The organism is Pseudidiomarina sp. (assembly GCF_048268165.1).
Lineage (GTDB): Bacteria > Pseudomonadota > Gammaproteobacteria > Enterobacterales > Alteromonadaceae > Pseudidiomarina.
The window spans coordinates 195,316-215,718 of sequence record NZ_JBLWWA010000001.1; the positions used below are offsets into that span (position 1 = coordinate 195,316).

The following is a 20,403-nucleotide window of genomic DNA, read 5'->3' on the forward strand; positions in this document are numbered from 1 at the left end:
TGTTTCAATAACAGGTCTGACCAGTAATAGTTACGTTGAGGGTAGTCGGTTTGATCACATTTTTCAAGGGAAAAAGCGGTGAGCGAACGACTATTCTTTATCAAAATGTTTAAACTTTACTTCGTGTTGTATGTCTTAACGAAATAGAATCCATTCTGGATTATGAACAACGATAGGAATATCTATGAAAGTTATTCAGTTTATTGGTTTTGTGTGTGTATTGGTTGCAGCAACGAGTGCCGTGCAGGCAGCTGAGTTGAGCACCTATGAAACACGCTACGAAGTGCAACGTGGAGGCAGCAATTATGGTGAAGCGCTGCGTCGTGTGTCTTTAAACGATGGTACCTACAGTTTGTACACAGAAACTGAAATTTCGTTATTATTTTTATCTGATCGGCGCCGGTTTTGGTCTGAATTCACCGTGGATAATGGCCAGGTAAAGTCACATACATTTGACTATAAACGCTCAGGAACTGGGCGCAATAAAGGCTTTAGTGGGACTTTTGATCATGCCAATAAGGTGATCATAAACAATGAATCCAAGCAAACTTTGCCGATTGACGCCAGTAAGTACGTCATGGATGAAGCGGCGAGTATTGAACAATTGCGCCTTGATTTGCAGCATTCAAAAAATGATTCATTTGTTTATTTTGTGCTTGATGAAAAAGGGCAGGCTGAAGAGCTAACCTTTCGTCGAACCGGAACCGAACAGCTGCAATTGCCTTATGGCGCTGTTGAAGCGATTAAAGTTGGGCGGGTGCGCGAAAACTCCAGTCGCGAAACCGATTATTGGTTTGCGCCAGATTTAGACTACGTATTAGTGAAAATGGCTCAGCGTGAAGACGGTGACGAGGTTGCCACACTCCAGCTAAGCCATATTAATTAGTCAGCCGCGTAACCTGACGGCCCTAACGGTTGCTCATCCAACTCAGCGCCGTTTGTGGTTAAACGCAAACGGCCTTTGCAGAACCAACTTACTACCAGTGGATAAATGGCGTGCTCTTGCGTGTGTACACGCGCCTGCAAGTCCGCTGCCGTGTCACCGTCAAATACCGGAATGGTGGCTTGCAGAATCACCGGGCCACCGTCAAGCTCTTCAGTCACAAAGTGGACACTGACACCGTGTTCAGTGTCGCCCGCATCTAAAGCGCGTTGGTGGGTGTTTATCCCTTTGTATTTAGGCAGTAGCGAAGGGTGGATGTTGAGCATCCGACCATGGTAATGGCGGGTAAAGTCAGGTGTAAGAATGCGCATAAAGCCTGCCAACACAATCAAATCTGGCGTATAGCCGTCAATCAGCTGTTGCAGTTCTTGGTCATAGGCTTCACGCGAATCGAAGTCTTTGTGCGAGAGCACAGCGGTTGGTACGCCTGCAGCTTGGGCTTTCTCAAGCCCAGCTACACCAGCTTTGTTACTGATAACAGCAACCACTTCACCAGCAATTTTACCGGCTTGGCAGGCGTCAATAATTGCCTGCATGTTGGTGCCAGAACCACTGATTAAAACGACAATACGCTTCATGAATGAATTTCAACCTGCGCTTCATCGCCGCTACGTGCTGCCACTTGGCCAATAACCCATGCGTCTTCACCATGTTCACGCAATAGGGCAACCGCGCGTTCAGCTTGTTCATTCGGCATGGCAATGATTAAGCCAACGCCGCAATTGAAAGTGCGGTACATTTCTTTGGTGGTGACGTTACCGTTGTGTTGTAACCAGTTAAACACCAACGGCCACTCCCAGCTGCTATCATCAACAACGGCTTTGGCTGATTCAGGCAGTACGCGTGGAATGTTTTCCCAGAAGCCACCACCGGTAATGTGGGAAATGGCATGCACGTCACACTGTTCCAGTAACGCCAGTACTGACTTCACGTAAATCTTGGTCGGTGCTAACAGGTGTTCAGCAAGTGGCTTACCATCAAGCATTTCTTCGCTTGGGTTAACGCCGCTTACTTCAAGAATTTTGCGAACCAACGAATAACCGTTTGAATGCGGGCCAGAAGAACCAAGGGCTACCAAGGCATCACCCGGAGCAACTTTGGTGCCGTCAATGATTTGTTCTTTTTCAACAACGCCGACACAAAAACCAGCAATGTCATAATCGCCATGCTCGTACATGCCTGGCATTTCAGCAGTTTCACCACCTATTAAAGCGCAGCCAGCTTGCACACAGCCTTCGCCAATGCCGGTTACTACATCTGCAGCAACATCAATGTCGAGTTTGCCGGTAGCGTAGTAGTCGAGGAAAAACAACGGCTCTGCGCCTTGCACAATGAGGTCATTCACACACATGGCAACCAAGTCGATGCCCACGGTATCGTGCTTTTTCAAGTCGATTGCCAAACGTAATTTGGTACCCACGCCATCCGTACCAGAAACTAAAACAGGCTGTTTGTACTTGGTTGGCAACTCACACAATGCACCGAATCCGCCAATGCTACCCATTACTTCGGGGCGCTTGGTGCGTTTGGTAACACCTTTGATACGTTCAACTAGGGCATTACCTGCGTCGATATCGACACCAGCGTCTTTGTAACTTAAAGATGGTTTATCATTGCTCACGGGTGGGTCCTCAGCTCGGGCAAAAAATTTGCGCGCAAGTTTAACACTTTCGGTCGCTTTGCGCGATAGCGTATTGATTGCAGATAGTTGTTTTTTCATTCACATTTAAGATTATAATAGACGTTCATTTCTTATTTGCGTGAAAGCCACGCTATGGCAGTGCAATGCAACTTAGCTTGAACCAAATTGAACTCGTTGCCGCGAATCGTAATGATTTGGACGAGCTCGAACAGTTAGAAATTCGTAGCTTCGTAACCGACCGAATAAGCCGTCGTAGCTTCAAACGCTTTATTGATCAACACATTGGCGATTTCAGAGTTGCCAAATTTGAAGGGCGCGTGGTTGGCTATTTTATTGTGCTGTATCGTCAAGCAACCGAGCTGGCACGCCTTTATTCACTTGCTGTTGACCCTGAGTTTCGGCGCTGTGGCATCGGCCGAATGTTGCTTGATGCAGCTGAAACGGCAGCCGATGAAAAGCACTGCCTGTTTATGCGTCTAGAAGTAAAAATTGATAACTTTGCGGCGTTAAAAATGTATCACCATGCTGGTTATTACGACATGGAGATTCGGCCTGAATACTACGAGGACGACAGTGACGCATTGGTGCTGCAAAAGTTGTTGCCGCGCTTTGAATTTAACGAGCTTGATAACGAAAATCAGCGCCTGGTGCCGTACCGTACTCAAACCACGGAATTTACCTGTGGCCCAGCCAGCTTATTAATGGCCATGGCCTATTTTGATATTCCTTGCCATGACCCACATCATGAAGAGCTCGAGATTTGGCGGGAAGCCACCACCATTTTTATGACCTCGGGACATGGTGGTTGCGGCCCACATGGCTTAGCGCGTGCTGCATTCAAACGTGGTTTAACGGTTCAGTTGCATGTGAGTGAAAAAGGCCCCTTGCTATTAGATTCAGTGCGCAGCGCCGATAAAAAGCAAATTATGGCGCGCATTCAAGAGTCCGACATAGCTGCGCTAAAGGCAGCTAATGTGCCAATTATTGTCGGTGATTATCCATTAGCGAAGCTGCTGCGTGATCTTGGCGAAGGTAAATTAGTGGTCGCCTTGATTAGTACCTACGTTTTTGACGAAAGCAAAGCGCCGCATTGGGTACTTATTTGCGCCGCTGACGATCACTATGTGTACATTAATGACCCAGACCAAGATAGTTTACCGTGGCAATCGGCTGCTGAACGGCAATATTTACCGATTCCATTAGCCACCTTTCGCCGCGCGTTTGGCTTCGGCAAGCGTAAGCAAAAGGCTGCTGTTGTATTGAGCCGGCCAAAACACTAATTGATTGATTTACTTACCTTTACACTTGCTTAACTTTGTATGTATTCGTAAGCTCCTGAAGCTTTGTTAGATTGTGATAACTGGTGTGTTTTTAACCACCAGTTCTTGCAGCCAAACGTTGTATCCCGCCGCTGCTGTGTATCACTGGCTTGCAACAAGCCAATGAATAAAAACTAAAAGAGATAATACAGCATGAAAAAACTAAGTATCCTTACGCTGTCCGCGTTGGCAGTGTCTATTTCTGCAGCCGTAGCGCAGCCTCCTGACCACTCTAAAGCTCAACCATTACAAGCAGTTCAACAAGCTGATTCAGTGCAATCACAGCGCTATATAATAAAATTTAAAGAAAATAGCAAAGCTGTGAATAAAGCCAACAGTCGTGGTCGCTCTGAGCTAGCTTTGGCTCATGCGCGTAGTATGGTTGAGAAGGCTGGTGGTAAAGTTAAAGTGAGCATGCGTCATAACTTGGCTATTGCCGCGGAAATGAGCGAGAAAGACAAGAAACGATTCGAAAAGAATCCGAACGTTGAATACATTGAAGTGGACCAGAAACGCCGGTTAATGGCGCAAACCGTACCTTACGGTATTGGTATGGTTCAAGCTGATCAAGTTGACGACAGTGTCGCATCAGCGGCCGCTGGTGGTAAGAAAATCTGTGTGATTGACTCGGGGCTAGACCTGCCGCACGAAGACATGGGTACACGTTTTGATACCATCAATGGTACAAACGACAGTGGCACTGGCAATTGGTACGACCAAGGCGGCCCACACGGCACCCATGTTGCGGGTACCATTGCAGCATTAAACAACGGATTAGGCGTTCGTGGTGTGATTGGTAGTAATCCAAACATGCACATTGTGAAAGTGTTTAATTCAAGCGGGTGGGGTTACTCGTCTTCATTGGTCGCAGCGATTGAAACCTGTGCTGACAACGGCTCAGATGTAGTGAATATGAGCTTAGGCGGCGGTGGCGCAAGTCAAACCGAGGCCAATGCTATGCAGAACCTGTTTAACCAAGGCGTGCTATTAATAGCTGCTGCTGGTAACGACGGTTCTGCCTACAGCTCTACGGATGCATTGTCTTACCCAGCTTCTTACAATGCGGTTATGTCGGTTGCGGCACTTGATAGCAGTAAGTCTCTGGCGTCATTCTCACAGAAAAATAGCCAAGTTGAGATTGCTGCGCCGGGTGTTGATGTTTTATCTACATACCCAGAAGGTACCGGAAGCCAAGGCAACTATGGCACCATGAGCGGAACTTCTATGGCATCGCCTCACGTAGCGGGTGTTGCAGCATTAGTATGGTCACACCATCCAAGTTGTAGTGCGCAGCAAATTCGTGATGCATTAAATGCCACAGCAGAAGATTTAGGGGCTGCAGGGCGCGACGTGCGCTTCGGTTACGGTTTGGTGCAAACAAAAGATGCTGTTGATTACATTGCAGCAAATGGTTGTGCCGGCGGCGGTGGCCAAGAACCACCCGCTAACAATGAGTTGAGTAATGGCGCAACGGTTTCTAACCTAGCCGCATCAACGGGTGACGCGCTTTACTACACTTTAGATGTTCCTGCGGGCGCAACTGACTTAAGCTTTAATATGAACGGCGGTTCGGGCGATGCCGATTTGTATGTGCGCTTTGGCTCACAGCCAACTACATCAACCTATGACTGCCGACCTTATCTTGGTGGTAATACTGAAACCTGTACCATTTCGAACGTACAAGCAGGTACCTACCATGTGATGGTACGCGCTTATTCAAGCTTCTCAGGCGTGAACCTGACTGGGTCGTTTACCGAGCCAACTAGTGGTGGCGGTGAAGGAGGTTCTGCTTCAGCAACCGACCTATCTGGTGCAACCGGCTCATGGACACATTACTATGTTGATTTGCCAGCAGGCATGACAAGTTTGAATGTGACCATGTCAGGCGGTACTGGTGATGCTGACTTGTATGTTCGTCAGGGCTCACAGCCAACTGAGTCAAGCTATGACTGCCGTCCGTACCGTTCAGGCAACAACGAAACCTGTGCCATTGATAATCCTGGCAGCGGGCGCTGGTACGTAAGTATTCAGGGCTACCAGGCCTATTCAGGTGTCGACTTGTTGGTTGAGTGGCAATAACCAATGCTCTTGTCGCACGAAAGCCCGCGTTTTAACGCGGGCTTTTTTATGGCGTAGATTTTTTGCGGTACGACGTTTGTGGTAGAATTCTGCTTTAAATTTTTAGGCGGGGTTTGGCATGACGGAATGTTGTGGTATCTCATCAGAACAACAAAAGTTAGATAAGAAACAGCGCCAGTTATTGTGGACCGTGTTGGTTTTGAACGCCATTATGTTTGTGGTGGAATTTGTGGCAGGCTGGATAGCTGAATCAAGCGGTCTCATCGCAGATTCTCTTGATATGTTAGCCGACGCTTTGGTTTATTCAGTTAGCCTATATGCTGTGGGTAAAGCGTTACGTTATAAAGCCAATGCCGCGTTACTAAATGGTATTCTACAACTGTCTTTAGCCAGCCTTGTGATTATTGATGTTATAAAACGTTATGTTGTGGGAAGTAACCCCGATGCTGACACTATGTTGTCGATTGCCACCTTGGCCTTGGTGGTAAATGTTGCATGTTTTCTTTTGCTGTATAGTTCGCGTAACGGCGATATTAACATTCGTGCCAGCTGGATTTGTTCTCGTAATGACATGCTAATGAATGCCGGTGTGATTTTCTCTGCGTTGCTGGTTAGCTCGCAGCAACAAGCTTGGCCTGACCTGCTGATTGCACTGGTGATAGCTTTGTTTGTAGCGCACTCCGCAACACGCATTATTGGCGACGCACGCAAGGTGAAGCGGGGCGAGTTGACGGATATTTCCGGTTGTTGTGGTTAGTAATTATTATTTGTGTTGTGCTTGAAATAGCTGACAACGGCACCATATAGGTGTAGACTGAAACAGTACTTGGGGCTGATTTGGATTCGACGGGATACACGAAACCCAAGGTGCATGCCGAGGTGAGGCTGGCCTCGTAAAAAGCCTCAACCTAATAGTTGCAAACGACGACAACTACGCTCTAGCGGCTTAATAACCCGCTGTGCCCGACCCCTAGCGCTTTGTTTGTGAGACTAGGATCAGTCGGTTCACCCTAAAGCAAACTCGCGTGGAGGCTTCGCCCGTAGCCAAAGCGTTAAAACCAATCGGGATCGTCACCTTAAGTAGCCTGTCTGTCGGCGACTTGGTGATTAATTAAAAGACTGACTAAGCATGTAGGACCGAGGATGTAGGTATTACGGACGCGGGTTCAACTCCCGCCAGCTCCACCAATACCAATAAAAAGCCGCTCATTTGAGCGGCTTTTTTGTTTCCAGCATACTCGTTACTTTTTATGCTCATGTTTCTTTAAAGACGGATGCTTAGTTTTATTTTCAGGTGTGACTCGTTGTCGTTTATCAGTCTTGCCAGTAGATTCTGCTTTGGGCTTTGGACCCGTTTTAATGCTCATTTGGTATTCCTCGCAATCAGGCTACGTGCAACCCGAGCTAAATTGCTCTGGTCAGCTTGAAATCTAGTCTAGTTTTTTAATACTTCAACTAACCTTGATATGTGTTATTACGTTCGACAGTCTTTAGTGATAGAGGCATTATTTCGCAATCCCCCCCCCAAAATTAACGTAAGCACTTTATTAATCCTACGAATAATTGTTCCCTACAAAAGGGCATACTACGAACTCTGGCAATAAGGAAGTTACAAAATTGAATGTATTCTGCAAACTTTCCTGCAATTATTTTTTACCACATGTAAGAAGATGGACTCTGAATTTACACTAAGAATTCTATTTTAGACGCTGATAATTAACTACAAATAACTTTCAAAACACTAGGTAATTCATTTAAAAATTCCTCTTAACTTTTCTAACTGGCTAACAGTTGTATCGAGGCCCAGATGAATTGGTGTTTCCTCGTTGTGTTTACGATCCAACGATTCAGAAGCATTAGCTGCAACCGCACCTATAGCTGCAGCTAAAAGCTGTTCAAGTAGCTCTTCTTTTTTACCGTCTTTTAGGTTATCGATTTGGTCTTTAAAACTTTGATAAGATTTTGCGAGAGCTTCTTTATGAGCATATTCTTGCTGCAAGCGCTGAGCTTCATTCCTGCGTCTTGAGGCAAACAAAGCGAGCCACAATACAGGTAAAATTATAGGTAACTTGTAGGTTAAATTACTAAGTAAGTTACTCATATTCGAGACATCAACAAATTTAAATATTTCGGTATCTGTCCAAAAAGTATCAACGGTCGAGATAAAAGCGATGACTGTAAGAATCGCAACAGATACGTAAAAAAGATTTGAGTACTGTTTAATTGGTTGGCTAAAGGACTTTCGCATAGCTCTATATGCTGTCGCTAAGCCAGCACTTGTTGCTCCAGGTAATAAGCTTTCTATTTGTTCGTTAAGAGTCTTATATTTAATTTCTTGTTCTTTTTTGAAGTTATCGAGGGCTTCTTTACGACTGTTTAATTCTTCTTGCAGACCACCTGATACATTTCCATCCTCATCCTCAGCACCAACAACGCGAGTATAGAATGATTTTAGTTCTTTGAGTTGTTTTTCAGTTTGCAATAGTAACTCTGATATTTTTTCTGAAGATTCACTAGCGATATCTTTAGTGACTTTAATTTTATTTGAAATGGAGTCACTACCACTTTCCAGTAATTCCTTATAATACTCACTAATTTCGGTGTAATAGTCCTCTAAATTTGAGACCATTTCGTTAACCTTTGAGTCGATCGCTTCTTCTTCTTCTGTGCCATCGAAATATTTTACTCTGAGAGAGTCAACTTTTTGATGAGTAGCATCTAGACTTTCAAATTGCTTTATAAATCCGATTTTAAGGTCTCTAAGCTCGTCGGAATAGGCTTTGAATTCTTTGTAATATTGAAGTGAATGATTTTTGAACTCAGTCAAGCCGCTAGAAATCGTCTTTGAATAATCCTTCAATGCCTTAGTTGCGGCTATTGTTGCTTTGTCAGGACTTACGACATAAGGGCGCAGGTATGTTAGCAAGTTATCTAAATGGTTGTCATTTGCATTTGTGATGTGCTGAATGTTGCGGTTTGACTCATAAGCCGTGATTTCATTAAGACAAGGTTGGCACTGTCCGTGAAAATTCTGCCAAGTTTTGAGTGGGACAAGGTCGGGGTCTATTGCGTTAAGAAGACTCGAAATAAAGGAAACAACCTTTTTTAGTCTAGCTATTTCTTCCACGTTTGACTCGATAGAATCATCGTCCACTGTAAGGTTATCGGTTTTATCCGAAATTTGCGCCCAGATTGTCTGGAAAGGGTGACTATTAAATTTATCTTGCCAACGACTCATTATAAAAACATCCCTATTTTTTATTGTGCCAACTTTGTAACTTAAAGCTACCCAAATACAGATTCATTTAATTCTGACAATTACGTCATTGTGCATGAGTAGCACCGTACAAGAGTAAACACGTTCTCAAAATACAATAATGGAAACACGCAAGCCCGCAAACAAAAACGGCGAATTTCCCCCTTTATACCCTCTTAACTACTCAAAATCACGTTTTGCAAGAAAAAAGAGTTTTATCATGGCCCGAAACACTAGCGGTCAAATATCTGATACCTTGGAGCGGATTGTCGCCGTTAAGGGTCAGGCTTGGACTTGGCACCGCGGACCTTAGATTTCCTCTTCATCAGGTTTGAAAACATAAACAAGCGTGTCTGTCTATACTTGAAAGGAATACGTAGAAACGAGAAATCACTAAATTGAGCAAGAAAGCGAGGTTGATTATTAATCGTATTAGAGAATTGCACCCCGGTCATATTTACGTGTTTCAATTCTACCGAAACCAAGGGGGAAATTTTTGGCGAAGCTCCTTTTATCCGCCTGTATGTTTCGGCGGCACTAAAATTGGTTAGGACATTGGTATTAAGATCGGAACTAATGCACTGTGAAAGGCTCGAGGTTGCCGCCTTTACAAGAACACCAACGGCATCGTTAGGTAGCGTCATAGCGCTAAGGTAGTAACGCTGGGTACTTAAAAAGATATGAATAGAAATTTTGCTGAGTTGAACTCATAAGGGTTGTATGCCCCAGTTTGCTTTTATTTCAGAGTTTTTAGCTTTGATTATTTGGAGAAAAATGGAATGCCCCCAGTATCAAAAAGTCGACTTAGCTATCGAAACATGGCAAAGGATGGACCGATTGTAGTCTTATTGGTTTTGCCAAACATTTTCATACTTACCTTTAGATAATCTTACTCCGGCTTGTTTAATTTCATTCAGGTGCTTGCTTAATGCTGAAAAACGCTCTTCTAAAAACTCTAGGTATTTACCGTCGTATTGGCCGGAAACAAGCTCAGCTCCTAATGGTACCGCGTGGCTATCAAGTGATTTCTCAACATTGGCGTTTGACGTTTGTTTTATCTCTGATAGGTACTCGCTTGGCGATTTACCACCGATTTTTATATTAGAAATTTTATTTATTAAAATCTTGTTCAGAACAGAATCTAGAAAATCGAACTCGTCGCTACTAGGGCCAAATTGACTTTTAACATACTTGATTGGGAATATGTGGTGGACATCTACTTTGTTAGTTAACGAAACAGTAGTGCTGTTCTCTAAACTTTTAAACGGAGATTTATGCCAAATATAAAACAGGAGCCCCGTGAATGCCGCGCTTCTCGCATTGTCCATTCTTTTGTACGTTTCAAAGTCAGTATCAATTTTGAAACGAGACCAATAATCTTTATCTATATCAACGCCCCGCGCTAGTTTTTTGAGGAGGTCACAGTCTTTCTTTATCACTACGTTTGTAGAGCCGTGTCCTCCTCCAGCGTACCGATTATCTAGAAGTGAGCCAAAAAACCAAAATTTGAGCTGTTCCATTTGTTTTTCACTCGCTTGTGAAAACTCCTTGTTAGGTAGATTTTGGTAAAAGCTTAAGAACGGTAAAAGCATTGTCACATAAGGCATTGTTTTCACTTTGAAAACCCATCTATTATCACTAAGCCACTTCTGGATATACTCGATATCGTCTACACACGTTTTCCAATGGTCATTGAAATTAGTGCCTTTGATGTTCCTTAATATTGAATCCTTTGTAACTTCTCCTACCGCAAGGTAGTTTATATATCTAACGAGCGGATCAACCAACTTTTCGTGGAAAAATTGATTGTTAGCTTGTGCTTCAGATATGGCTTCAGAGAGCTTAAAATCGATATATACTTTAGCATTCACGATATCAACAAACGACAGGTTCATACCCTGAGAATTACTTCGCTCGAAGAAAAGGCAGAACTTTTCTAAAGGCATATCAAGTAGTTGCACAGAAAGGAGCTTTTCTTTTTTCAGGATATCAGTTTTAAAGTCACTAAAAAGTTTTACCGCAAACCGCTTTGCTATCTTCTTCTGTTCACTATCCCAAGCAAGTGCTTCAAGTTGAGGTTCGATAAGTTCAATTAAGAAGTCTTCTTCCGCTGAGTCAACGTGTTCGTAAAGATCTGATAAGCAGACAGAAAGGCGTTCATCCTTCGGCTCTTTCAAATCCACAAAGTCTATGTACTCCTCAATTCCAGCTGTTATTTTTAGTCTTGGCTCTGTTTCATAGAGATCACCTGACATCAGAGTATCTATGTCTTGAAAGCAGTAATAGACTTTATCTATGCCTTTGATCGCTCTGTAAATTGAAGTGGTGCGTTGTTGCCCATCAAGCAAAGTGTAGACATCATCTCTGTCAAATCTACCTTGCTGATACTCTTCAGGTTTTGGTTTGTGCTTTTTTGAGCCTCGTGGTCTAAGGTCAAACCCTTTGCAAGCTAAATCGAATTTTGGTTTGGACAGAATTAATGAGCCTATGAAAAGGTTCTTATTAATAGAGTCGAAAAGAGTACAGGTTTTGTCTTCCGGCCACTTAAAATCTCTTTGAAATTCGGGTAGAACTAACTTACCGCCTTCAATGAGTTTGATAAGGTCGTTTATTGATCTTGTTTCCTGAGTACTATCGCTCATGTGATTTTCCCTGTTAAACTTTAAACTCAAAATATTTAATAAGCATGAAACAATCTATCATAGGTTTTGACTGATACATAAGGTCGAATAACGGATAACACTCATTAAAGATAGTTCGGGAAGCATGGGGGTATTAAGGGGGGATTTTTTATAATGTGTTTATATAAACATAAAAAAAAACATATATTTACATGTTTCTATTGGCTAACGCCAGCTCCACCAATACCAATAAAAAGCCGCTCATTTGAGCGGCTTTTTTGTTGTCAGCTTTTTCTTGGCTGCAAGAATGTCATCTAAGGGCACTTCTTTCGCGCCGGGCATATTTTCATCGGTGGCAACTTGAAGCTCAAGTGCGTCATATTCCCATTGCTCTAGAACTTCTAGCTTCTCATCGTAGCTCAGATTGCTGTCGTTCAAAATGTCGTCAGGTTTTTCGTAGGCAGCCGATGGATCTCTTAATATAGCGTCTAAGTTCATAGCGCCTCCTCAACTCGATTGAGTTGCATTTGAATTTCATATCCTAGGTAGTATTAAGTCTAGTTCAGATTGGCCAGTTTTCCATCGCGTAACAGGTTGGCTGCCGCGTAAGGATTCTATTTTCTGCGCTAAAACGCTATGATCACGCCATTGTTAACCGCTATTTATAATTAAGAAGTGAAATCATGAGCCTACCTAATTGCCCCAAATGTGATTCAAGCTATGTGTACGAAGACCAAGCGCTGTTGATTTGTCCTGAATGCGGCCATGAGTGGAACCCGAATGAAGTTGTTGAAGACGATGCTGTTCAGGTGAAAGACGCCAATGGCACGCCGTTGGCAGAAGGCGATAAGGTAACCTTGATTAAAGACCTGAAGGTGAAAGGCTCGTCATTGGTATTGAAAGTAGGCACAAAGGCGGTGATTAAGCGCTTTGTTGATGGTGATCATGACATCGATTGTAAAGTCGATGGTGCAGGCGACATGATGTTGAAGTCACAGTTTGTGAAGCGCCAGGGCGGTCAAGACGACTGATTCCACGTGTGCCGACTTAGCGCTCGCTAAGTCGGCATCGTTTCGAGCACGAGTTAACTGGTTTGTGCCAATCCAATTAGATATTCAGCCAATGCACCCATACCGGAGTGCGAAACCTCAGCGCGTTGTTCGGCCCCTTGGTTGTAATTGGTGTTGGTATTTACGTCGTAAACGAAAAGCTCACCCTGATCATTTTCAATAAACTCGATACCAGCCACATCAATACCGCTGTCGCGTAAGAACCGCTCGAGCTGTGCAATAATTGCATGGTCTTCAAAACGCTGGGTTATCGAAAACTTCTGTGACTGTTGATCGGTTGGGCAAAACTGATCTTCAATGCTGCAGCTGTCGGCTGGGCAGAGTTCAAAGCCATCTTCGGTATTTACCTGAACCGTATAAACAAATTTTTGGCCGACAAATTCAGCGCGCGTAATAAATGGTTGTTTGGGCTGAATGTATTCCTGTAACAGCCAAGTGCCATCGAGTGGTGCTTCAAGCGCATTGTTATCTAGGTAACGCGCCAGTTCGTCCAGTGAATTAAAGCGTTGAACGCCTAACCCTTTGCCGCCGCGATTTGGTTTAAGTATTAATGGCCATTGATTGAATGCTTTGGCGGCGCTGACAAGATGTTGCTGACCAATGACTGCGTGGGTTTGGGGAACACGAAGGCCCGCCCGTTGCAAGGCTGCGTATTGCGAAAGCTTGCAAACTTCCAGTGCTAATGCGCGGGTGTCGTTGACAACTTTGCGGTTGTGGCTTTCCAGCCAAGTCAGCACAGCACGGGTGTATTCCGGCGCGAAACGGTGTCCACGGGTATGCGATGAGGCACTCATGCGATTGTAGTAAACAGCGTCTTGAGGTTGCTCAGTAAATGGCACCACGCCGGTATCTAAAAACCATTCGGTTGCGCTAACGCCGCGTTGCTTGAATTCTTCGCGCAACGGCACCAACCATTCTTCGTTTTCGTGAATAATGACAATCTCGCGCATATGAACCTCTCGATGAGTCGTTGTGAGGCCGTATTACAACGCAGAAGGTACCCAATGAGCAATTTCAAAACGTTATATACTAGATTGCGCGGCTATAAGGCGCGATTACTTAAACACGCCAAAATATGCATTTAACTGTGCGAACTGGTGGTCGTTGCCGCCAGTTTCTTGCTTATTGAAGGTCCACAATGATTCGCCTTTACTACCTTTCCAAGTGATTAACTTGGGGTTGTCACCCACACGGCGAATAGTGCATTCATTAATTCTAGCCATAAAATACCACCACAAGTCATCGGCGTAGGGCGCGAGTTGGTGGGCTAGTTCACTATTGATGGCTTGCTCGCCAAGACACCCCGGCGGAAACAACACACCACCGCCACTGGTGAAAAATAACAAAGGGTCAGGCCCGCGCACTTCTGTTTTAGGTTCCCACTTACGGTAGGGCAGCACTTGCTTGGTGCGTTTATCGATCATAATGCGGTGCGCACGCCAGCAGAGAATTTCAGAGTTGTCGCCGTGATAATTACGCGTCAGCTCGTGCAGCCAGTTTTCGCGGTAGTAGATGTCATCGTCGGCGGTAACATGAAATGCATCCGGAAACTGTTGCAACGCGGGAATAAGCTTTTTATACGAACGTATGTCTTTAGCTACAGGGAGTATGGTTAAACCGTGTTGGGTTAACTCTGTAACGGAACTGGGTAGCTGAGCGATGTCTTCCTGATAGAGCCATAAGTTCAGTTGGTCAAACTGGGTATTCTGTAATAGCAGCGACTTCAAAGTTAGATGCAACGTAGCGAAGCGCGCTGGAAAAGAAGTTAGATTCAGCATTAAGGTTTCATTGATGCCGTTCGGAGTGCGCTGAAAGTGTCCCTGCTGTTGCTTCCAACGCGCGGCAATTAATTTGTCGGCATTACGTTTGAGGTAGATACCAGCCAGTGATTTGTATTTACGAAGTAGATGATACTGAATTACTTTAACAATTGACATGGTTGCAAGAGAGCCTTAAGTTGAATTTCGTATTTTTAACAAACTTTTTCTTTTCAGGTACGGCGAGTTACTCTAGGGTTAAATTTCTAAGCAAACTATCACTATTACAATAATAATAATTAAAATAGGGCTGACGTTATGAGCTTACCAACAATGATGAACTCGAGCTTGGAATTTTTCCTTCGCTTCGCGGCATCCGGCTATGTGCCGGCGCGGTGGTTCTACCCAACACCAAATGACCCATTCATAAATCATAACCCGAAGCCGCTAAATACCTTTGAAGTTGTTTCCCACTGTTGGCAATACTCTCATCTACTGGCCTTTCAATTGCAATCATTGGTCGACTATCCGCCCGAAGACTTCGAAATAATTTACACAGGGTTCTACAACGAGTCAGACACTAAAACGGTGGAACTGATTGCACACTATAAGCAGCTTGACGTAAATAATATTCGCTGGAATTTCCAACCATTACCCAAAACAAGTTTGTTACGCCGCGCCATTGGACGCAATCAAGCTGCTAAAAGCACGCGCGCTGACTGGATTTGGTTTACGGATTGCGATGTTATTTTCGGCCCGGAAACCTGCAGTTCGTTGCAGAAACAACTTTCAAAAGAACGTTCTATTTTGGTGTTTCCTGAACATGTCCGGCGCACGGCATTGCTATGTAAAAACGATGCGTTGCTGAACTCGTGTAAAAGCAAGGTGAAAAAGTTTGGGGTTGATTTGTCGGTGCTGGTTCCACAAAAGTTTAAGCACCACACCTTCGAAAAAGCCACCGGTGCCGTTCAAATTGTACATGGCGATGCCGCCCGTAAATATGGTTACTGCGAGCAGATTAATTGCTATCAACAGCCGCAAGAACGCTGGGTGAAAACTTATGAAGACCGAGCTTTCCGTTGGATATTGGGTACGCATGGCACACCACGCCCGATAAAACAGGTTTCGATAATTCGGCACGAAGAAAAAGGGCGTTATAAAAAAGATACTCTGTCAGCGCGCTTACGTACCGCAAACCGTCGCTTAAAAGACAAACTATTTTCGCGCTGATTTTTTATTAACAAGCCCCAAGATATTCAAATAACAAAAGGAGTTGTATTGTGCGTAAGCTACTAATCATAATCAGTTTCATATTTTCAGCGTCGGCAATGGCTGGTGTTTCAGCATGGATACCTTTCGAACATGACAGCGGCCATATTCGTGTCAAAGTTCAAGTTGAAGGTGTTGAAGGCTGGGCCATTATGGATTCAGGTGCCAATATTAATGGGATTAATCAGGCGTTTATAGAAAAGCATGGGCTTAATCCAAAGAAGCACCGCGGTAAAATTAAAGTTCAAGGCGCACACGGTACGAAAGAGCGCATTGCTTACCGTGACGTTAAAACCGATATGTTCGGTCAAAGCCTGGCATTAGATTATGTTGGGCTCAATTTTGGCGGCGAAGATACGGCGATTATTTTAGGTTCGCCTGTACTTGAGCAATTCGTGTTGCAGTTCGATTACCCAAATAGTCGTATGCGGTTTATTGATCATGACTCGATTGGTATGGACAAGGTTAAAAATCTACCCATGCGGCCTCGACGTGGCATTGGTGATCCGATTGTGAAAGTCGATTTAAACGGCGACACTGAGGTGTGGCTGATTCTCGATACCGGCAGTACCAGCGGCGTTTATTTGAGTCGTGAAGTGGCAGAAAATAACGGTTGGCTAACACAGTTCCCGTTAACACAGGGTATTTCACAAGGTGTGAATACAACAGGGAATGTCGAGTTTTTCCGCATTCCAACGTTAGGTTTTGGTCCATTTTTACTCGAGAATGTGGGTATTACGGTACCTGAAGCCGGCGTTAATGCGAAGTTCGGCGAAGCCGAAGCTGAGTTAAATACCCGTGTTGGTAGCGTGCGTGTTGATGGCTTAATTGGTTATGATGTGCTGCAACACTTTATTTTAACCATTGACTATAAATTCGGTCGCGGACATATTCACGCAGAGTAAATAGATAAAGAGGAATGCTTATGCGCAAGCGCATCCTATCTTCGTTTGTTCTTCCCTTAACGTTGGTCGTTGGGGCAGCGCAAGGGCAAGAAGATGAAACAACTATCAATAGTTATGCGGCAGGTTATGTTGCAGGATACACCTGCAGTGCCATATTTAATGCCAACAAGTCTGAGGACGCGATACGCGAGCACGAGCTCTCTGGTATTTATCCATTGGTGGCCGGTAAAGTTGCGGCAATGAAGGCAGATATTGATCGTGAAAACAAACTGGTGCGTGTGGCGTACGATGATGGTCAGCGTGAGCGAATTTCAGTATGGCGAGCACGTTTAGGCTGTGTCGATCTTCCGGTCGGAGCAACGTTAGCGGATGCCAATAAGGTATCGCGTCCGTTCGCAGAAACCGCGCTGGAGAAAGACAATGGCGAACCGTGGCAGACTCGCCAACCGGTCAATGAGGTCACTGGTAATTTAGATCTTGATGACGTGATAATAAAAGGATTTTCAAAGCATTATGGTTCCGGCGCGCGTACCACAGCCATATTGATTGCAACCTCCGATAAAATCATAGCTGAGCATTACCTTGACGGCTTTTCGCCAGAAACTTCGCAGAGAACTTGGTCGGTTGCCAAGAGTATAGCGGCAAGCGTTGTTGGTGCAGCAGTATTGCATCGTGATGTGAAGGTCAACGCACCGGCAACCATCGCAAATTGGCAATCAACACTTGATCCGCGCCGCCATATTACGCTTGAACATTTGCTGCACATGGCTTCAGGCTTAGATAGTAACGCTGCCGGCAATCGTACCGATCGTGTATATATGGGTGGTGGACGTGTCGTCGATACGGCTGTAACGACGGCACTTGAAGTGCAACCAGGTTCGCGTTGGAAGTATGCGAATAACGATACGATGTTAGCGATGCGGGCGGTGCGAGAGAGTTTTGGCAATAGCGAAGACTTTCTAAAATTCCCCTATGAAGCGTTGCTTAACAAGATTGGTATGCAACATACATTTCTTGAGACCGATTGGAATGATGATTTTATTATGTCATCACAGGTATGGACAACCGCGCGTGATCTAGCGCGACTGGGGGTGCTCCATCTACAAAACGGTATCTGGCAAGGTGAGCGCTTATTACCGGAAAACTGGTTAGCCTATATTAGTACACCTGCGCCGGCACAACCGAATGAAGGTGCGCCCGGTTATGGTGCGCAGTGGTGGCTGTACAATGAACGCTTTCCTGAACTCCCGAATGACACCATTGCCGCGCGTGGCAATCGCGGCCAATACCTCGTGATTATCCCGAGTAAAAATCTTGTTGTTGTGCGTCGTGGTTATGATATGGCCGGACAGCAAGGGTTTAGTGAGCATGATTTTGTACGCGATGTTCTCGCGGCAATGGAAAAATAGTCCACTATTACTCGCCTGAATGATAGTAGCGGGAACTTTTCAAGTTCTCGCTACTACAGATATTCCCTCAGTACGTTAAGCTTTCCTTAAGTAATTAAAACTATCTTAGCTGCATGAAAACTAAACGCGGTAACTGCCGCTGAAGGAACGTATCATGCAGTATGAATTGATAACCAAGAGCCATCCGCGGCGTGCTCAAGTGGAGCAATTTATTTGCGAGCGCTATTGGTTGAGCTTCAAAGCATGCCTAAGTCAGTTGCCCGATACGCTTATAGCCGTTAGCGACCACAATCAATTGGTTGCTGCATGTGGCTTACAATTTGCTGAGCAACGCACGCTATTCTCTGAGTGCTATTTAAATAAACCCCTTACTTCACATGATATTGCTGGTCTGCCCATGCCAAAGCGGGATGAAATTGCTGAGGTTGGCTCTATGGCGGCAATCTCGGCGGTTTATTTACCCACGTTATTTGCCGCAATCGTTCACGCGCTTGAAGTGCATCAGCGTAGCGCCGTGGTATTTACCGCAACCCGTTATCTTCAGCTAAAACTCGAACGCTCAGGTATAGCCTTGAGCTATTTGGCCGATGCTACGCAGTCTGCGTTACCAATTGAGCTGCACGACCTGTGGGGCGATTACAACCAACATCAACCACGCGTATTGGCCGGTTGGACCCATCAGGGGCAAACACACATAAAGGCAATGGCATGTTGATACGTTTCTATCAGCGCTTACACCAGCATGCCATCCTGAATCCAGACCAAGTAGCTTTGCACGAGCATGAGCAATCTCTCAGTTACAGCGAACTTATCGCCGTGCTGGACGAACTCATTGAGCACTATAAACAACAACCTGAGCAGCGCTTTGCTTTAGAGGCATCAAATAGTATTCGGTGGGTGGTTCATGATCTTGCATTGCTGTTTGCGGGGCGTGTTGTGGTTCCGGTACCGCCATTCTTCACGGCGCAGCAGCGCAGTGATTTGTTGCGAGATAGCGGGGCGCAAGTACTCATCAATGAAACCGATAGTATTATTTTAGCTTCAGATAATAGTCCCGAATTACCGAATGGCACGGTGAAAATCACTTACACCTCGGGCAGTACCGGTTCACCCAAAGGCGTTTGTTTGTCGGCTGACAACCTACTGAATACGGTAACGGCGCTGGCTGATCGACTCAGCGAAGTTGCGGTAACAAGGCACCTGACAATTATGCCATTAGCGGTGTTACTCGAGAATGTCGCTGGGGTTTATTTGAGCCTCTGGTTGGGCCATGAAGTGCAGCTTGCTGCAAACCGCGTGCTTGGGCTAAGTGGCTCATCGTCACTCGACTTACCTGTTTTCTTTCAAGCGCTAAATACATTTCAGCCTGAGAGTTTAATTTTAACACCGGGGTTAGCTGCAGCGATTGTTGCAGGCAGCCAAATGGGGGCAATTTCAGCCAATCAGTTTAAGTTGCTGGCAGTAGGTGGGGCGCGATTGCCAGACACACTTGAGCATGCTGCGCAATTACTGAATTTGCCGTTGGTGCAAGGCTACGGCTTGTCTGAATTCGGCTCTGTGGTGGCCTTTAACCAACCAAAAGCTCCAGTAATGGGCACTGTAGGGCAGCCTCTTAGTCACGCTGATGTTGCAATTCGAAATGGCGAGGTTGTCGTTAAAGGTAACTGCATGCTGGGTTACCTCAACCAACCAAGTTCTTGGTATCCACAAGAGATATTAACCGGCGACTTTGGCGAAATTGACCCCGTGGGCAACTTAAAAATTTTAGGCCGTAAGAAGAATACTATTGTAACTAGTTTTGGTCGCAATGTTGATCCAGAGTGGCTTGAAGGCCTGCTAATGATGCACCCAGAAGTGCTCCAGGCTGCAGTGTTTGGTGGTGAGGAGCGCTTGTTGACTGCGTTAATCGTGAGCCGAAAACCGAGTGCAACAGCAGCGGAACGTATAGCAGAGGTTGTTGCTGCTGTTAATCAGCAACTTCCAGATTATGCACAGTTGCAAGCTTGGCATCTAATTTATGATGAATTCAGTTTGGATAATGAACAGCTTACAGGAACAGGTCGGTTGCGCCGTAATACCATCGCGCAAGCCTATCAGCATTTATTAACCCCTATCAATTCATGTGTTTGAGGT

General features: G+C 45.0%; 18 protein-coding genes and 1 other RNA gene. 11 read left to right on the top strand and 8 right to left on the bottom strand.

The features are described from left to right. The first annotated feature begins 184 nt into the window (after positions 1 to 184). Positions 185 to 886, top strand: a complete 702-nt coding sequence (locus ACN0UY_RS00895) for a DUF3108 domain-containing protein (protein ID WP_417664942.1) — start codon at positions 185 to 187, stop codon at positions 884 to 886. Here the strand turns inward: ACN0UY_RS00895 and purN are convergent. Then, a complete protein-coding gene (purN, locus tag ACN0UY_RS00900; RefSeq protein WP_417664943.1) occupies positions 883 to 1,521 on the bottom strand; it encodes a phosphoribosylglycinamide formyltransferase in 639 nt (212 codons plus the stop codon). The genes ACN0UY_RS00895 and purN overlap by 4 nt on opposite strands. Continuing rightward, complete coding sequence (gene purM, locus ACN0UY_RS00905) at positions 1,518 to 2,564, bottom strand: phosphoribosylformylglycinamidine cyclo-ligase (protein WP_417664944.1); 1,047 nt, start codon at positions 2,562 to 2,564, stop codon at positions 1,518 to 1,520. Before purM ends, purN begins: the two co-directional genes overlap by 4 nt. Positions 2,565 to 2,728: 164 nt before the next feature. Here purM and ACN0UY_RS00910 point away from each other — a divergent pair, with 164 nt between their 5' ends. From ACN0UY_RS00910 to ssrA, 4 genes are all read left to right on the top strand, one after another. Then, complete coding sequence (locus tag ACN0UY_RS00910) at positions 2,729 to 3,865, top strand: peptidase C39 family protein (protein WP_417664945.1); 1,137 nt, start codon at positions 2,729 to 2,731, stop codon at positions 3,863 to 3,865. A 192-nt stretch (positions 3,866 to 4,057) separates the two neighbouring features. Then, positions 4,058 to 5,983, top strand: a complete 1,926-nt coding sequence (locus ACN0UY_RS00915; RefSeq protein ID WP_417664946.1) for a S8 family serine peptidase — start codon at positions 4,058 to 4,060, stop codon at positions 5,981 to 5,983. 118 nt (positions 5,984 to 6,101) lie between these two features. Further along, positions 6,102 to 6,740 carry a cation transporter gene (locus tag ACN0UY_RS00920; RefSeq protein ID WP_417664947.1) on the top strand — a complete coding sequence of 213 codons (639 nt, stop codon included), beginning with the start codon at positions 6,102 to 6,104 and terminating at the stop codon, positions 6,738 to 6,740. Positions 6,741 to 6,811: 71 nt separating this feature from the next. Then, positions 6,812 to 7,171: a transfer-messenger RNA gene (ssrA, locus tag ACN0UY_RS00925) on the top strand. 53 nt (positions 7,172 to 7,224) lie between these two features. On the opposite strand, the gene ACN0UY_RS00930 is transcribed toward ssrA, so the two are convergent. From ACN0UY_RS00930 to ACN0UY_RS00945, 4 genes are all read right to left on the bottom strand, one after another. After that, complete coding sequence (locus tag ACN0UY_RS00930) at positions 7,225 to 7,350, bottom strand: hypothetical protein (protein WP_417664948.1); 126 nt, start codon at positions 7,348 to 7,350, stop codon at positions 7,225 to 7,227. A 383-nt stretch (positions 7,351 to 7,733) separates the two neighbouring features. After that, a complete protein-coding gene (locus ACN0UY_RS00935; protein ID WP_417664949.1) occupies positions 7,734 to 9,221 on the bottom strand; it encodes a hypothetical protein in 1,488 nt (495 codons plus the stop codon). Between the two features lie 863 nt (positions 9,222 to 10,084). After that, the gene (locus ACN0UY_RS00940) at positions 10,085 to 11,881 is read right to left on the bottom strand and encodes a GmrSD restriction endonuclease domain-containing protein (protein WP_417664950.1); all 1,797 of its coding nucleotides are present in this window, start codon (positions 11,879 to 11,881) and stop codon (positions 10,085 to 10,087) included. A 240-nt stretch (positions 11,882 to 12,121) separates the two neighbouring features. Further along, entirely contained in the window at positions 12,122 to 12,358 is a 237-nt protein-coding gene (locus ACN0UY_RS00945) for a hypothetical protein (protein ID WP_417664951.1), read from the bottom strand. Between the two features lie 185 nt (positions 12,359 to 12,543). Here ACN0UY_RS00945 and ACN0UY_RS00950 point away from each other — a divergent pair, with 185 nt between their 5' ends. Further along, entirely contained in the window at positions 12,544 to 12,891 is a 348-nt protein-coding gene (locus ACN0UY_RS00950; protein WP_417664952.1) for a zinc ribbon domain-containing protein YjdM, read from the top strand. Between the two features lie 53 nt (positions 12,892 to 12,944). Here the strand turns inward: ACN0UY_RS00950 and ACN0UY_RS00955 are convergent, their stop codons facing one another. Next, complete coding sequence (locus tag ACN0UY_RS00955; RefSeq protein ID WP_417664953.1) at positions 12,945 to 13,880, bottom strand: ATP-grasp domain-containing protein; 936 nt, start codon at positions 13,878 to 13,880, stop codon at positions 12,945 to 12,947. Positions 13,881 to 13,985: 105 nt separating this feature from the next. Next, entirely contained in the window at positions 13,986 to 14,867 is an 882-nt protein-coding gene (locus tag ACN0UY_RS00960) for a hypothetical protein (protein WP_417664954.1), read from the bottom strand. Between the two features lie 138 nt (positions 14,868 to 15,005). On the opposite strand from ACN0UY_RS00960, the gene ACN0UY_RS00965 reads away from it, so the two are divergent. The 5 genes from ACN0UY_RS00965 to ACN0UY_RS00985 all read left to right on the top strand — a co-directional run bounded on the left by ACN0UY_RS00965 (position 15,006) and on the right by ACN0UY_RS00985 (position 20,400). Then, positions 15,006 to 15,917: a glycosyltransferase gene (locus ACN0UY_RS00965; RefSeq protein WP_417664955.1), complete on the top strand. Its 912-nt coding sequence runs from the start codon at positions 15,006 to 15,008 to the stop codon at positions 15,915 to 15,917. 50 nt (positions 15,918 to 15,967) lie between these two features. After that, positions 15,968 to 16,861 (top strand): aspartyl protease family protein, encoded by an 894-nt coding sequence (locus tag ACN0UY_RS00970; RefSeq protein ID WP_417664956.1) that lies wholly within the window; start codon positions 15,968 to 15,970, stop codon positions 16,859 to 16,861. A gap of 20 nt (positions 16,862 to 16,881) precedes the next feature. After that, complete coding sequence (locus ACN0UY_RS00975; protein WP_417664957.1) at positions 16,882 to 18,270, top strand: serine hydrolase domain-containing protein; 1,389 nt, start codon at positions 16,882 to 16,884, stop codon at positions 18,268 to 18,270. 154 nt (positions 18,271 to 18,424) lie between these two features. Next, the gene (locus ACN0UY_RS00980; protein ID WP_417664958.1) at positions 18,425 to 18,985 is read left to right on the top strand and encodes a thermostable hemolysin; all 561 of its coding nucleotides are present in this window, start codon (positions 18,425 to 18,427) and stop codon (positions 18,983 to 18,985) included. After that, positions 18,979 to 20,400, top strand: a complete 1,422-nt coding sequence (locus tag ACN0UY_RS00985) for an AMP-binding protein (RefSeq protein ID WP_417664959.1) — start codon at positions 18,979 to 18,981, stop codon at positions 20,398 to 20,400. The genes ACN0UY_RS00980 and ACN0UY_RS00985 overlap by 7 nt, the downstream gene beginning before the upstream one ends. Positions 20,401 to 20,403 lie beyond the last annotated feature (3 nt).